We start from the raw sequence: 14,449 nt of genomic DNA on the forward strand, positions 1-14,449 counted from the left end.
AGACTCCTATTTAAGAATTATGACGGAAAAAACCCGATTGTTCAATTTTGTTGTCATAAACTGTAAGTTCTGTGATGGGTGCAGATTCCACTTCTACGTTGTGCGAAGATACGCCCCAAGCTTTGAAATCATCGCTTCCGATGTACTTCACAAAGCTATAGATATTGAGGGTAATCTTCTGTTTAACAGTTAAAAGTATATCGTTGATATATGTATTATCAATAATTACATATTTCAGATCCGGCGGAATGTTGTGCGCTCTCAGAGACGGATGGCTGCTTCTTGATGGAATGGTTCCTTCTGCCATAAGATCTTTGAGTACCATATTAAAATAATCGTTGATTCTACGGTCTACTTTAAATCCTAAGAGGAAATTGACTTTGTATACGGTTCCGGGCAGAATTTCGTCTACCGTATATTTGAAAGTATACGGATCTTCCTGGTTAACAATACTTAATATAAAATAATGATCTGCTCTTTTGGGCTGCTTCTTGATAATGGAATAGATAATTTTTGATTCTACTTCATCGTTTCTTTTGGCTCTGCTCAGGTAAGCAAGATTGGTTGCGTATTTGGGAATGCTTTCATCCAGCTTCATATCTTTTATGATAGAAACATATTTCTCTATTTTTACAAACTGGATAAATCTTGTTTTTATCAGTCTTCCATTATACCATGCATACATTGAAATTCCGATGGAACCGGCCAGCACAACCGTAATCCATCCACCTTCCATGAACTTGATGATGTTTGCACTGAAAAATCCTAGTTCAATAGCCATATAAACCAAAGCGAAAAATACAATTAATACTTTGCTTACTCTGTGCTTCAGCAACCAGAAAACCAACAGGACTGTTGTCATCAGCATGGTTACTGTAATGGAAAGTCCGTATGCAGCTTCCATTTTGCCTGATTCCCTAAAATGGAGTACTACAATAATACATAAAATAAGAAGTCCCCAGTTGATTCTTGGAATATACATTTGTCCTTTAACTCCGGAAGGGTAATCGATTTTTTGATTTGGCCACAAATTAAGGGACATTGCTTCTGAGAAAATGGTAAAAGAGCCTGTAATCAAGGCCTGGCTTGCAATAATTGCTGCTGCAGTTGCCAAAATTACTCCCGGTACAATCATCCACTCTTCCATGATTCCAAAGAATGGGTTGACTACAGAAAATCCAGGTTTACCGTGATTGGTTAATAACCAGGCACCCTGTCCAAGATAGTTTAAAATAAGCATGATTTTAACGAACCCCCAGCTTACTCTTATATTTTTGGCACCACAGTGTCCTAAATCTGAATAAAGAGCTTCTGCCCCCGTTGTACACAGGAAAACAGCACCAAGAATAACAATTGCACTTGGAGAATTTACAATAAGCTTGTAGGCATAATAAGGATTGAAAGATCTTAAAATTTCTAAATTTTCACTTAAATGCATTACACCCAAACCACCCAGAACTAAAAACCAGACAACCATTACAGGGCCAAAAAATTTCCCGATAAAACTGGTTCCGAATTGCTGTACTACAAAAATTACAATCAGAATTCCAATGGTAATAGGCACAACCGGTGTATGAGGATTATAGATCTCCAGACCTTCAATAGCTGACATCACTGTAAGCGACGGAGTGATTACCCCATCCGCGACGAGTGCTGCTGCACCTACGATAGCTATAAGATACAGCCATCCTTTTTTAAGGTTTTTAACTAACGAGAATAAAGCTAAAATACCTCCTTCCCCTTTGTTGTCTGCCCTTAAAGCGATGATCACATATTTTATCGTAGTCTGCAGAGTAAGTGTCCAAATAATACAGGAAAGAGCTCCTTCTATATATTCGTTGAAAGGCATATTACTACCTCCGTCTTTTGCATTTACGATCGCTTTCATTACGTAAAGCGGGGATGTTCCAATATCTCCGAAAACAATTCCGAGAGAGACTAAAACCCCAATAAAAGAAAGTTTCTTTATGTCAAAATGATAACCATCTTCTGTAAGTTCTGCCATATCAGCTTATTTTTTTAAACGCGCAAATTTATACTAATTTTATGACGTCAAGAACTATTCTTCATGAATAGAATAAATGAAAAAACTTCCTTTCGGAAGTTTTTCTCTATAATAGTTATTTTACGTACATCGCTTTTTTGATCTCCTCTTTCACTTTTTCAAGCTTAGGGAACCATTCTGCAAATAATGCAGCAGAATAAGGTGCAGGCGCATCAGGAGTAGTAATTCTCTTGATAGGCGCATCCAGATAGTCAAATGCTTTCTGCTGTACCATATATGTAATTTCGGAAGATATCGAAGCAAACGGCCAGGCTTCTTCCAGGATCACTAATCTGTTTGTTTTTTTAACGGAAGCTAAAACAGTATCAAAATCAAGAGGACGAACGGTTCTAAGGTCGATCACCTCTACAGAGATTCCTTCTTTAGCCATATCTTCAGCCGCCTGGATAGCCAGCTTCATAATTTTACCGAAAGAAACCAAAGTAACATCTGTACCTTCTCTCTTGATATCTGCTTTACCTATTGGCAGGTAGTATTCTTCTTCAGGAATTTCCATTTTGTCGCCATACATCTGCTCAGATTCCATGAAAATCACCGGATCATTATCCTGAATAGCTGTTTTCAATAATCCTTTTGCATCGTAAGGGTTAGAAGGAACTACTACTTTAAGCCCCGGAACGTTCGCAAACCAGTTTTCAAAAGCCTGAGAGTGTGTAGCACCCAATTGTCCAGCCGAAGCTGTAGGCCCTCTGAAAACGATAGGACAGTTCCACTGGCCACCACTCATCTGACGGATCTTAGCCGCATTATTAATAATCTGATCAATACCTACCAATGAGAAATTGAACGTCATATACTCTACAATTGGCCTGTTACCATTCATCGCAGCCCCTACAGCAATCCCTGTAAAACCAAGCTCAGCAATGGGTGTATCGATTACTCTTTTAGGACCAAATTCATCCAACATTCCTTTTGAAGCTTTATACGCACCATTGTATTCTGCAACTTCCTCCCCCATTAAAAAGATGGATTCGTCTTTACGCATTTCCTCGCTCATTGCTTGTGCAATTACCTCACGAAAAGTATATTCTGCCATATTTATTTGAAAAATTTAGACTACAAAAATAGTGTTTTTTTATTACTAACATAACAAAAAAGGCATCTCATTGAATGAGATGCCTTAATTATTTAATCAGAGAGGTTTTTCCTATTACCTATCTGTTTATTCATAGCTTTTTTATGGCTGAACATAATTTTTATGAAAATGAAAAACGGCATCTCATTTCTGAAATACCGTCCTAAAAGTTTATTTAAAAACTGATTAATTTACTTTGTCCCAAACCTGGGTTCTTCCGAATACAGAAACTCCCATATAACCTCTTACATTCAGTTTGTCACCGCTTTTTGTAATGGTACATTTGTAAGTTTTACCTGTTTTAGGGTCGGTAATAGTTCCTCCTGTAAATTCATCTCCTTCTTTTTTAAGTCCTCTGATGATCTCCAGTCCTAAGATTGGCTTCCCTTTTCTGTCATCCTTACATGATGTACAGTTTGGATTTGTAGGCTTTATAAGCAGCTGGAAAACTTTTCCGTAATACTTTCCATCTGACTTTTTATAGATCTCAACAATAGATTTAGCCTGTTTTGTTTCGTCATCTATAGTCTTCCATTTACCTTCAATCTGTGCAAACGATAATACGCCAAACAGGGAAAGCACGAAGGTTAATAATAATTTTTTCATATTTCTTATAGTTTTAATTCTGATACGTTTTTGTTATCTATCTACTGCTAAATGTATAAATTAAATTTTAAACGAACAAAAACTTTTACTATACAGAGCATATGATAGGCCAAAACCGCAAATTTATTATAAACCTTGGTATTTTGCAGTTTAGCAATGCTGTCTTTATTTAAGTTTTCTATTGATCACTCTATCCATATAATCCTGGTACCAAGCCTTTGCAGTCTTCATTTCCTTTTCTATTTCAGGTGTCTTTAATTTTCCTATTAAGTTGTTTGCGAATCCCAGGTCATTCTTCTCATAGATTCCTGTAATTTCCTTGCCATCAAAACGGTACATATGGTCTCCTATGATGAACTGTTCTGAACTTCCATCCGAATTCACTACAATAGACGGATATTTTTTATCGCTTACAAGACTCCTTCCCCAGCTTCTGATCTGTTTATTGTATCCGATAAGATCTGCCAGCGTAGGATAGATATCTATTTGCTGTGCTGTTTCAGGATTCACGCCTTTAAGATTGTACGCCGGATTTGGGGAATACAATATTAGAGGAACAGCAAAACGGTTCATTGCTTTTTCATACTCCCCATAAGCAATCTGGTTGGTATGATCTCCCGTGAAAACGAAGATGGTATTATTGAACCATGGCTGTTTTTTAGCCGTTTCAAAATATTCTTTGATAGCATAATCCGTGTATTGCATCGGCTCGTGCATTTCTATAGTTCCTTTTTTAAATTTTCCCTTGTATTTTTCCGGGACTTTAAACGGATGGTGTGACGAGGCCGTAAATACTGTGGACATAAAAGGCTGCGTTTTTCCTACATTCTTCGCAAAGTACTGAAGAAAAGGCTCATCCCATATCGCCCACATTCCATCAAAATCTTCATCATGGTTGAATTCATTCTTCCCGAAATAATGCTTAAAGCCCAATATATTCCCAAATCCGAGGAAACCCATCGAGCCGTTCGGAGCTCCGTGATAAAAAGAAGTGTCATAGCCCAGATCATTACAAACTGAAACAATAGACTGAATTTTCTGATTGGAATACGGCGAGCTGGTAAAGGCATCGGTAAGGCTTGGAATTCCCGCCAGCACGCTGCTCATCCCATGAATAGACTGTCTGCCGTTAGCAAACATGTTAGGAAAAATCAAACTTTGACCTGCAAGGCTATCTATAAAGGGAGTATAGGAAACGTAACCGTTTATATTTTTGTCTTTATTAAAGGCGCCTGAATATTCACGCCCAAAAGATTCAACAATAAAAATAACAATATTGGGACGGTCCTCCACCTTCCTGTCATATATTTTATAAGGCTGAACATGGTCAGCAATATATTTTTCGTCTACAAAATGAACTTCTTTAAAGTTATTGGTTCCTAAGGTTCTGAAAAACGAGAATGTACTGTTCAACACTATATTTCCCTGCAGAGGGTTCGCTACAAAACGGTTAGCATCTACTAAATTAATGGGTCTTGTGCTATGCTTGAAATCGCCCCGGATTCCTCCAATAGCCAAAACAGCCGTACCGCAAAGAACTAACACAGACCAGATAAAGTATGGAATAAGCTTTACCGGTTTCCGTTCCGTAATCTTCACCTTTTTATAAAGGAAAACCCAAAGTGCCATTAAAATAATGAACCATATGAGAACAAAAGGATGTTGTCCTAAAGAAACTGTGAATACTTTAAAAATGTTGGTTTCATGTTTTGCGACCTCTAATGCTGTGGATGTCAATCTTGCCTGTGAAAATTTATAATAGACAAAATCACCGAAATTCATGGCATAGGCAATTCCGTTGGTTATAAAATACAGCCAGAATAAAACCGTCTGGTATCCTTTCTTTGTATTGATAACAATTGGGACCAGGCTTAAGAGAATAAATAAAGCATTGACATATAAGATTGCCGTGGTATCAAAGGCAGTTCCATGGAATGCCAGGTTGAAATAATCTGAAACGGAATCCACTTTAATAAGCTCTTTATTGAAGTACCAAAACAAAAGCCGGGCAATCTGATAAAAAACGTATGCTAAGAAAATCCGGTAAAAAAGGACCAGAACTTCTTGTTTTCTAAATTCTTTAAAAAATTTCATTCGGCAAATTTACATCAAAAACCTATTAATGTATTTTTTCCTTCATAATATTTCAGGTTAAAATTTGGAAAAACTGTACTTTTGCTGACATGAATTTCATAAAAAATAATCTTGCCAATTTATTGACCCTTGCCAATTTACTTGCAGGCTGTGTAGGTGCGATACATCTTATTCTGGGCGATTACCAGACTACGGCAATCTGTATCATTCTTTCTTCTGTTTTTGATTTTTTTGACGGGTTTGTAGCCCGGGCTGTAAAATCAAACTCCAATCTGGGGCTTCAGCTGGATTCGCTGGCGGATATGGTAAGCTTCGGACTGATTCCCGGTCTTACGATGTATAAGGCGCTGGAACCTTTTGGAAATCAAATATTAGGCATTCATCTTCCTTTTGAGGCAAGTTATATTGGTCTTCTGGTGACGGTTTTTTCATGCCTCAGACTTGCGATCTTTAACCTTGATGAGGAGCAGCGTTATTATTTTAAAGGACTGAATACACCTACCAACACGGTATTGCTGTTTGGATTATATTATGCTTTCAAAGAAACAGGAGCTTTTGAATTTTTATTTGAAAATTCATTGTTTTTAGTTTTATTAACGGTTATCACATCGTGGCTTCTGATCAGCCCAATTAAGATGATGGCAATGAAATTCAAATCTAAAAAGCTCCAGGACAATTACCCGAAAGTTATTTTACTAGGCGGCGGAATTGCTATTCTGGCCCTGTTTCAGATCGTTGGCATTCCCATGCTTGTTATTTATTATATAGTAGTATCACTTATTTTTCAGAAACAGCTTAATTAGAAGTTAGATTTCAGATATTAGACTTTGGAAGCTACAAATTTAAAGATTAGCTTATTTTCAAATTAACACATTATCAAATTATAGACATGAATTTAAAACTCCATAAACCTCTCTGCATTTTTGACCTTGAAACCACGGGAACCAATATCGGAAAAGACAAAATTGTAGAAATCTGCATTTTAAAAGTAAACCCGGATGCATCCAGAGAAAGCAAAACATGGCGTGTAAATCCGGAAATACCTATCCCGAAAGAATGCAGCGAAATCCACGGGATTTATGATGAAGATGTAAAAGATGCCCCAACATTCAGAGAAATTGCTCCAAAAATCATGGAAATGCTTTCTGGAAGTGATTTGGGAGGCTTTAATTCGAACCGTTTTGATGTTCCGCTTCTGGCAGAAGAGCTGCTAAGAGTAGAAATTGATTTTGACCTCAGTAAATTCAGACTGGTAGATGCCCAAACCATTTTCCACAAGAAAGAACCGAGAAATTTAGGAGCTGCTTATCAGTTTTACTGTGGAAAGGTTCTGGAAAATGCCCACTCTGCAGAAGCTGATGTAATGGCCACTTTTGAAGTGCTGGATGCACAGGTCGGAAAATATGATGATATTCCTAATGAAATTGCTCCTTTAAGCGAATTCACATTCCACAATAAGAATGCAGATCTTGCCGGATTCATTGGATATAATGAAAAATCAGAACCCGTTTTCAATTTCGGAAAATATAAGGGACAGGTGGTAAAAGCTGTTTTCCAGAAAGACCTGGGATATTACGGATGGCTTCAAAATGCCGATTTCCCGCTTTACACGAAGAAAGTCTTTACAAAAATTCAATTGTCAGGTAAATTTTAAAAAATGTCAAACCTAGTTCGTTTTAAATTTTACGAAACAGCTCTTGAAGCCAACCGGGACAAGCAGATCCTTGCCGAAAACGGAGTGAACGGGTTCATTGCTAACGAACAGCTCATCCAGTCTGACTGGCTGCTTTCTCAGGCTGTAGGCGGTATCCAGCTCCAGGTTTTTGAAGATGATCTGGAAAAAGCGAAACAAATACTGCAGGATTATAACGATAACGAAGCTTATTCCCTGGAAGTTGAACATACTATAAAAGACCCGGCATTTGATTTTGTATGTCCGAAATGCGGTTCAAACCATATTTACAGGGACGACAGAGCAACGAGCTTCTTTGGAATATCAATTTTGTCAAGCCAGAAGTTTGTGTGCTATTATTGTGGAAATGAATTTACACACTAAAATACATTTCATATTAATGTATGAGAAAAATTAAAAGACTTCTTTTATTCATTGGTATTGTTACTGTTTCAATCCCAGTCTTTATTGCGGCTTATTATTTTATAGCGTTGAAACAGAATGAAACGGACCCTTATTTATCCAAAAATCCAATTTTTAAGATTTTCGACAAACAAAAACAAAAAACAATCTTCGTAGGAGAATCGGAAGGTGGGAAGTCTAATAATTTAATAATAAAAACAGATACTGATACCGGTGAAGAATTTTACAACTGCTATATCAGTGACAATAAACTGTCCCTTGATATCAAATTTTCCGTAGGAGATGGTTTTAGTGGTGGAGGTTATGAACTGGAAATAATAAAGAACAGACACCAACTTTCTCCTTATCATTATACCGATGTGATAAGACCCTTTGATTTCCTCGACACAGGAGAGTATTTTAAAATCTTAGAAAGCCGACTGATCCTTAATAAAGATTCCTACAAAAAAGGAGACAGCATCTATGGATATACAGCATTTAAGATTCAAAGAAGATACGGTCCTGAAAAATATATTGAAGAAGGAAAAGGCTATTTTAAAGGCATAGTAAATTAAATAATTAAAGAGTTATGAAAATCATTTGTATAGGAAGAAATTACAGCGAACATGCAAAAGAATTAGGAAACGAAATTCCTGAAAAGCCGGTTATTTTCATGAAGCCGGATACAGCAGTTTTGAAGGGAAATGATTTTTATATCCCTGAATTTTCCAATGACATTCACTATGAGCTGGAAGTTGTTGTAAAGATTTCAAAAGGAGGAAAATATATCCAGAAAGAGGTGGCTCACAAACATTATGAAGAAATCAGCTTAGGAATAGATTTTACAGCCAGGGATCTTCAGAGCGAACTCAAATCCAAAGGTCTTCCCTGGGAGCTGGCTAAAGGTTTTGACGGTTCTGCAGTGGTGGGAAACTTTTACAATAAAGAAAATTATGATCTTGAAGGGCTGCAGTTTTCATTGCTGCAAAACAAAGAAAAAGTTCAGGATGGTAATACAAAAGACATGATCTTCAGTGTTGATGATATTATTGCTTTTGCTTCACAGTATTTTACATTAAGGGTAGGTGATCTTATTTTTACCGGAACTCCAAAAGGGGTGGGAAAGGTGAATGAAAATGATATTCTTGAGGCTTATCTGAAAGATGATAAAATTCTTGATATTCGAATATTATAAGTATTTAACATAAGAAATTGGGCAATTTTTCTTATCTTTAAATAACAAAATTAAAGGTCATGATAAATATTGTACTACCCGTAGATTTTGGGGACAAAACAGAACAGCTTGTAGACGGAGCTGTAAAATTTGCAAAACAGCTGAACGGCAGAATTTTTCTGATTCACGTAGCACCTTCGGATATTGGTTTTGCTATCGGAGATATGGGATATCAATATTTTCCTGAAGTAGAAGCCAATGAGATCAGAGAGGAACTTATACAGCTGAATAAGATCGAGCAAAGGATTATTGCCCATGATATAGACTGCGAGCATCTATTAAAACAGGGCATTGCAAAAGATACCATCCTGGAATATGCAAAAGCAAAAAATGCTGATTATATCGTAATGGGATCACACGGAAGAAGCGGAATATATGATGTTTTTGTAGGAAGTTTAACGAAAGGACTTACAAAAGATTCTCATGTTCCGGTACTGGTGCTTCCTATCCACGACTAAAAAATAAATTTTAATCGTTAATAAAAAAACCGATCAGACCAGAGTCCGATCGGTTTTTTACTATATAACCAATTAATTAACCTTCTTTTTTATAGATCTTAGGATCGTAGTAAGGGTTCTTACCCTCAGTAGGAGAATAATAGTCTTTATCCTTATCGCCACCTAGTTTTACTACCAGTACATAGCACCAGTAAGTAAACAATACGCAGCAAACGATAAATAAAATCCAGTTTAGAACATTTCCAAATGCATCAAAAAAACCGAAGGCCCATTTGAAAACTTTACTTAAGAATAACCAGAAAGACGTCATTATTTTCCTTTTTTAAATTAACTTTGTACAAATTTATAAAAAATGTTTAAATTACTTTCAAAAGAAAGCAATATTTTTTCAATTCCTGTTTATATTGGTTTTCTTCTTTTAGTAGTCATAATATTTAACATACTGAATTTCAACACTTATGAAGCGATTATCGCAGGAATAACTTTCCTGGGAATCGCTTTGGGATATTTTTGTTTTCACAGTATTGCGCTTAATTATCAGACACATCTGCCGTTATTTTTATATACATTTTTTATTTTTGGCCTTTATCCGGGAAATCTGGATATCGGAATTGCCGTTTCACTGCTTACCAATTCTTTTCTGTTACTGCTTTTAACGAGTGCAGATGAAGACATCAGGAAGAAATCGTATGTTCTGGTAGGAGCCATTGTTGCGCTGAATTTTATTTTCCTTCCTACAACATGGCCCATGGCTCTTTTTGTAATCGCTCACGTGATTGCAACCTCTCAAAAAATAAGCCTGAATCTTTTCAGGTTTCTCTTGGGGATTGTATTGATTGCCTTCAGTTATTTTTCCCTCATGTTCTTTTTCCAGTTTACTACATGGAATATTGATTATTTCCCTTTTGGAAAAATGAGGCTTAAGACAGATTATATTGATCTGATACCTTTAATTCCTATCCTCCTGATGCTTATTTATGCAGTATACGACCATTTTAAAAATTACAACAAGAAAAGCCCGATAAGCAGATATAAGTACACGTTTTTACTTGTATTCTCACTGGCCCAGCTGGTAACGATTATTCTGTACATGAATAAAAACTATGAATATTTACTGCTTCTGGCATTTCCATCGAGCATTATCCTGAGCAGGATGATGAGATTTCTGCCTAAGTACTGGATGCAGGAGGTGAGCTTATGGCTTATCATTATAAGTTTGATTGCTTTTAAAGCAGGTACGTATTTTAATTTATTTTAAAGATTATGATTCAGATAGACGATAAATTGATTTCAGAGGATATATTTTCCGAAGAATTTGTTTGCAACCTTACGAAATGTAAAGGTGCATGCTGCGTGGAAGGAGATGTAGGTGCTCCGCTAGATAAAGATGAACTTGAGATTTTAGACAGCATTTTTGATAAAATAAAACCTTATCTTACACAGGAAGGCATCAAAGCTCTTGAAGAACAGGGAACATGGACAACCGATCCGCAAGACGGCATGTACGTTACCCCTATGGTGGAAGACCGCGAATGTGCCTATGTTACTTTCGACGAAAGAGGAATTACCAAATGTGGTATTGAAAAAGCATATGAAGACGGTGCTGTCGACTGGCAAAAACCGATCTCCTGCCACCTCTATCCGATCCGCGTTACGGAATATTCTACTTTTACTGCCCTGAACTATCATGAATGGAATGTATGCAGCGATGCCTGCACCCTGGGAAAAGAGCTGCAGGTCCCTGTCTACAAGTTCCTCAAAACTCCGCTGACCAGAAAATATGGTGAAGAGTTCTATAACGTTTTAAGCGAAGCTGCCGATGAATGGAAAAAAGCATATGGCTCTTAAATAAAAAAACCGCAGACTGATCTGCGGTTTTTCTTTTATCAATTATTTTTTAAATAAATTACTGTTTAACTACTGTTGCTCCCATTACTGCTGTTTTCGTCTCTTCTTTTTTAGCATTTTCCCAACCGTCTTCCGGCATCAGCGTTGCTGTAATTTTTCCTTTTGTCAGGTACTTTTTAGCCACATCCTGAAGGTCTTTCACAGTAAGTGCTTTTACTTTTTCCTGATAGTTCAGGATGTCATATTTATCACTTCCATCCAGTTGATTTTTAGCAAGAGCATTCAGCCAGAACATATTGTCCTTAAGTTCTGTTTTGTTGTCGTTGTACTCTCCTTCTTTGTATTTGTCAAGATCTTTCTGTTCAGGACCTTTATCGATCAGTTTCTGAAGTTCGGTAACGGCACTTTTCGTAAGTTTCTCCGCATTCTCAGGTCCGCAAGGGAAACTGATGCTGAAATTGTAAGCACTGTAAGGAATTTTATTCATGCTTCCTCTTGCACCACCACCGTAAATTCCGCTTTCATCTTCTCTAAGCTTTTCAATGACCTTGATGGTAGCTACTTCTCCAAGCGCTGCAAGGGCCAAAGCATCTTTCTCATTGTAAGGAGCTTCTCCACTGTAAGAGATCGTCACTAAACTCTTAGGATCTTTTCCTTTTTTGTACACTTTCGAATGATCTCCGGTCAGCTGTCTGTAGCCCGTATCTTTAAATGTTGAAGTTTTTCCTGATGAAGGAAGACTGCCGATATACTGAAGTATCTGCTCTTTAAAGGTAGCTTCGTCAATATTTCCTACGAAATAGAACTGGAAGTTTCCTGCATTGGCAAATTTCTCCTTGTAGATGTCGTAAGCCTTTTTATAATCTGTATTAGCCCAGTCTTTTTCCATTGGAAACAGTCCGATAAATCGTGGGTTCTTCTGATTCATGAATTTTGCATGCTCATTGGAGAAGTAAGCCTGTGGATTGGACAAAAGATTATCAAGCATTGCAGACTGCTTTTCTTTGTAAGCATTAAATGCTGCAGGGTTATAATTTAAACCTGTAAAGTATGCGTAGGTAAGCTCCATAGCGGTTCCTAAGTCTTTTTGGGAAGTTCTTCCTGAAATTCCCTCATAATAAGGTCCAACCATTGGATTTACACTCACCTGCTTTCCGGCAAGATAGTTGGTGAGATCTGCTTTTGAGAATCCACCTACTCCTGCTTCGGATAATGCTGCAAAAGCGAACTGAGTTTTTATAAAATCAGCATCGGAGATCAGGGAATTTCCGCCCAGGCTTCTTGCAGAAAATACAATTTCGTCATCTTTGAAATCGGTCTTTTTGAAAGTCACTTTAGCTCCGTTGCTTAATGTCCAGGTTGTTGTTCCCAGTTTGGCATCTGTTTCAGTTTTAGCAATTTTCCCTTCTGATTTGAAAGGTTTCACTAAGTTTTTGATCGCTGCCTTCTCTTCGTAAGGCTTAAGATCTGCCATTTTCACAGATTCAAAGGTATTCAGAACCATTGCTTCTGTAGGCATGGTAACGTTATCTTTTTTAGGTCCTGTAATTACGATCACACGGCTGTCATCCTTCACCATTTTCTTGATCACTTCATTGGTCTGAGCCAAAGTAACTTTAGGAAGGAAGGACTTCGTATCTTCATATTCCCAGGCGATTCCGGGCATCGGTTCCTGCTCCAGGAAATTTCTTACATACTCATCTACCAGCATATCACTTTCTGTCTTGTCGCGGTTATTGTAAGATCTTTCAAGGTTAGACAGCATCTGCGCTTTTGCTCGGTCAAGTTCTGTCTGTGTAAACCCGAATCTCTTCGCTCTTTCCACTTCTTCCAAAAGGACTTTCAGAGCGTTTAGCTGGTTTCCTTCCTTTACCATTGCAAATCCCTGAAATGCTTCTTTGCTTCTTGCATAGGTTCCTCCGTGATAAACCGATCCGAAAGTAAAAGGAGGATTATTTGAGTTAATCAGTTCTTTTAATCTATTGTTCAGCATTGTAGTGGAAAGACCTTCTACAAGGCTTTGGTTGTACTGCTCAATCGTTACATCCGGCTGATAAGCCTCAGCATCTTTCATAATAAACTGAACCATTGAATTTGTAGCATCGGGATCCGTTTCTATAGCTACTAATGTTTCTTTATGGTTGGGAAGGTCAAATACTTTTCTCTCTCTTGGTTTAGAAGGATTTTTATATTTGCCGAAATTGTCTTTAATCTTCTTTTCAACCTCATCTACGTTGATATCTCCTACTACTACAATCGCCATCAGATCGGGCCTGTACCAGTCCTGATGGAATTTTCGGATCACATCCGGCTTGAAGTTTTCCAGTACATCTTTTTTACCGATCGGAAGTCTGTCTGCGTATTGAGATTTGTATAATAATTTAGGAAGATATTTATCAGCCATTCTTTTGTCGGCGCCAAGACCCAGTCTCAGTTCTTCCAGGACAACACCTCTTTCTTTATTGATCTGCGCGTCGGAAAGTGTTGCATTAAAAGCCCAGTCTTCCATTACTTTCAGTCCTGCATCCAGATTGCCCGGCTTATCTAATGGAACCGGAAGCATGTATACAGTTTCGTCAAAGCTTGTATAGGCATTAAGGTGCTGACCGAATTTTACCCCGATAGACTGCAGGAAATCCACAAGCTTGTTGTCTGGAAAATTTTTGGTTCCGTTGAAGTTCATGTGCTCCATAAAGTGCGCTAAGCCTCTCTGGTTTTCATCTTCAAGAATAGATCCGGCATTGATGGCCAGACGGAAATCTACTTTCTTTTCAGGTAATGTGTTTTTTTTGATATAGTACTTCATTCCGTTGGGAAGAGTACCGATTCTCACGGAAGAATCCACAGGAATATTCTGTCCGAAAACATTTGATGACATCAGGAAGATGACCGCAAATGAGGATAAAACTTTCTTCATATTATTAATTTTTTATTTTCTGACTAAAAGTATTAATTATTCACCATCTGAAGAAGTTTTAAAATTCATATTAAAGTT

General features: G+C 37.4%; 14 protein-coding genes. 8 read left to right on the forward strand and 6 right to left on the reverse strand.

Annotated elements, in window-relative coordinates:
• Positions 1-10 precede the first annotated feature (10 nt).
• The 4 genes from J2T03_RS17625 to J2T03_RS17640 all read right to left on the reverse strand — a co-directional run bounded on the left by J2T03_RS17625 (position 11) and on the right by J2T03_RS17640 (position 5,840).
• Positions 11-2,005, reverse strand: a complete 1,995-nt coding sequence (locus J2T03_RS17625) for a KUP/HAK/KT family potassium transporter (protein WP_306843215.1) — start codon at positions 2,003-2,005, stop codon at positions 11-13.
• Between the two features lie 115 nt (positions 2,006-2,120).
• The gene (locus J2T03_RS17630; protein ID WP_034709939.1) at positions 2,121-3,101 is read right to left on the reverse strand and encodes a pyruvate dehydrogenase complex E1 component subunit beta; all 981 of its coding nucleotides are present in this window, start codon (positions 3,099-3,101) and stop codon (positions 2,121-2,123) included.
• Positions 3,102-3,326: 225 nt separating this feature from the next.
• Positions 3,327-3,746, reverse strand: coding sequence for a DUF2147 domain-containing protein (locus tag J2T03_RS17635; protein ID WP_307220625.1), 420 nt, complete (start codon positions 3,744-3,746; stop codon positions 3,327-3,329).
• A gap of 165 nt (positions 3,747-3,911) precedes the next feature.
• Complete coding sequence (locus tag J2T03_RS17640) at positions 3,912-5,840, reverse strand: LTA synthase family protein (RefSeq protein ID WP_307220627.1); 1,929 nt, start codon at positions 5,838-5,840, stop codon at positions 3,912-3,914.
• An 89-nt stretch (positions 5,841-5,929) separates the two neighbouring features.
• On the opposite strand from J2T03_RS17640, the gene J2T03_RS17645 reads away from it, so the two are divergent.
• From J2T03_RS17645 to J2T03_RS17670, 6 genes are all read left to right on the forward strand, one after another.
• A complete protein-coding gene (locus J2T03_RS17645) occupies positions 5,930-6,643 on the forward strand; it encodes a CDP-alcohol phosphatidyltransferase family protein (protein WP_307220628.1) in 714 nt (237 codons plus the stop codon).
• Positions 6,644-6,729: 86 nt separating this feature from the next.
• Positions 6,730-7,494: a 3'-5' exonuclease gene (locus J2T03_RS17650; RefSeq protein ID WP_307220630.1), complete on the forward strand. Its 765-nt coding sequence runs from the start codon at positions 6,730-6,732 to the stop codon at positions 7,492-7,494.
• A 3-nt stretch (positions 7,495-7,497) separates the two neighbouring features.
• Positions 7,498-7,896, forward strand: coding sequence for a putative signal transducing protein (locus J2T03_RS17655; RefSeq protein WP_306843203.1), 399 nt, complete (start codon positions 7,498-7,500; stop codon positions 7,894-7,896).
• 20 nt (positions 7,897-7,916) lie between these two features.
• Positions 7,917-8,489 (forward strand): hypothetical protein, encoded by a 573-nt coding sequence (locus J2T03_RS17660; RefSeq protein ID WP_307220632.1) that lies wholly within the window; start codon positions 7,917-7,919, stop codon positions 8,487-8,489.
• 14 nt (positions 8,490-8,503) lie between these two features.
• Positions 8,504-9,109 carry a fumarylacetoacetate hydrolase family protein gene (locus tag J2T03_RS17665; protein ID WP_307220634.1) on the forward strand — a complete coding sequence of 202 codons (606 nt, stop codon included), beginning with the start codon at positions 8,504-8,506 and terminating at the stop codon, positions 9,107-9,109.
• Positions 9,110-9,168: 59 nt separating this feature from the next.
• Positions 9,169-9,606 carry a universal stress protein gene (locus J2T03_RS17670; RefSeq protein ID WP_111956352.1) on the forward strand — a complete coding sequence of 146 codons (438 nt, stop codon included), beginning with the start codon at positions 9,169-9,171 and terminating at the stop codon, positions 9,604-9,606.
• Positions 9,607-9,682: 76 nt separating this feature from the next.
• Here the strand turns inward: J2T03_RS17670 and J2T03_RS17675 are convergent, their stop codons facing one another.
• A complete protein-coding gene (locus tag J2T03_RS17675) occupies positions 9,683-9,916 on the reverse strand; it encodes a DUF6341 family protein (RefSeq protein WP_111956350.1) in 234 nt (77 codons plus the stop codon).
• A gap of 42 nt (positions 9,917-9,958) precedes the next feature.
• On the opposite strand from J2T03_RS17675, the gene J2T03_RS17680 reads away from it, so the two are divergent.
• Positions 9,959-10,864, forward strand: coding sequence for a DUF6427 family protein (locus tag J2T03_RS17680; protein ID WP_306843198.1), 906 nt, complete (start codon positions 9,959-9,961; stop codon positions 10,862-10,864).
• Positions 10,865-10,869: 5 nt separating this feature from the next.
• On the forward strand, positions 10,870-11,454 hold the full coding sequence (locus J2T03_RS17685; protein ID WP_307220636.1) for a DUF3109 family protein: 585 nt from the start codon (positions 10,870-10,872) through the stop codon (positions 11,452-11,454).
• A 58-nt stretch (positions 11,455-11,512) separates the two neighbouring features.
• On the opposite strand, the gene J2T03_RS17690 is transcribed toward J2T03_RS17685, so the two are convergent.
• Positions 11,513-14,371: a M16 family metallopeptidase gene (locus tag J2T03_RS17690; protein ID WP_307220638.1), complete on the reverse strand. Its 2,859-nt coding sequence runs from the start codon at positions 14,369-14,371 to the stop codon at positions 11,513-11,515.
• Positions 14,372-14,449 lie beyond the last annotated feature (78 nt).

Origin of the sequence: Chryseobacterium lathyri (assembly GCF_030812195.1) — a bacterium.
In the GTDB taxonomy this organism is placed as follows: Bacteria; Bacteroidota; Bacteroidia; order Flavobacteriales; family Weeksellaceae; genus Chryseobacterium; species Chryseobacterium lathyri_A.

Coding starts and splice junctions, on each gene's coding strand:
- J2T03_RS17625 (WP_306843215.1), bottom strand. CDS start 2,005: ATGGCAGAACTTACAGAAGATGGTTATCATTTTGACATAAAGAAACTT.
- J2T03_RS17630 (WP_034709939.1), bottom strand. CDS start 3,101: ATGGCAGAATATACTTTTCGTGAGGTAATTGCACAAGCAATGAGCGAG.
- J2T03_RS17635 (WP_307220625.1), bottom strand. CDS start 3,746: ATGAAAAAATTATTATTAACCTTCGTGCTTTCCCTGTTTGGCGTATTA.
- J2T03_RS17640 (WP_307220627.1), bottom strand. CDS start 5,840: ATGAAATTTTTTAAAGAATTTAGAAAACAAGAAGTTCTGGTCCTTTTT.
- J2T03_RS17645 (WP_307220628.1), top strand. CDS start 5,930: ATGAATTTCATAAAAAATAATCTTGCCAATTTATTGACCCTTGCCAAT.
- J2T03_RS17650 (WP_307220630.1), top strand. CDS start 6,730: ATGAATTTAAAACTCCATAAACCTCTCTGCATTTTTGACCTTGAAACC.
- J2T03_RS17655 (WP_306843203.1), top strand. CDS start 7,498: ATGTCAAACCTAGTTCGTTTTAAATTTTACGAAACAGCTCTTGAAGCC.
- J2T03_RS17660 (WP_307220632.1), top strand. CDS start 7,917: ATGAGAAAAATTAAAAGACTTCTTTTATTCATTGGTATTGTTACTGTT.
- J2T03_RS17665 (WP_307220634.1), top strand. CDS start 8,504: ATGAAAATCATTTGTATAGGAAGAAATTACAGCGAACATGCAAAAGAA.
- J2T03_RS17670 (WP_111956352.1), top strand. CDS start 9,169: ATGATAAATATTGTACTACCCGTAGATTTTGGGGACAAAACAGAACAG.
- J2T03_RS17675 (WP_111956350.1), bottom strand. CDS start 9,916: ATGACGTCTTTCTGGTTATTCTTAAGTAAAGTTTTCAAATGGGCCTTC.
- J2T03_RS17680 (WP_306843198.1), top strand. CDS start 9,959: ATGTTTAAATTACTTTCAAAAGAAAGCAATATTTTTTCAATTCCTGTT.
- J2T03_RS17685 (WP_307220636.1), top strand. CDS start 10,870: ATGATTCAGATAGACGATAAATTGATTTCAGAGGATATATTTTCCGAA.
- J2T03_RS17690 (WP_307220638.1), bottom strand. CDS start 14,371: ATGAAGAAAGTTTTATCCTCATTTGCGGTCATCTTCCTGATGTCATCA.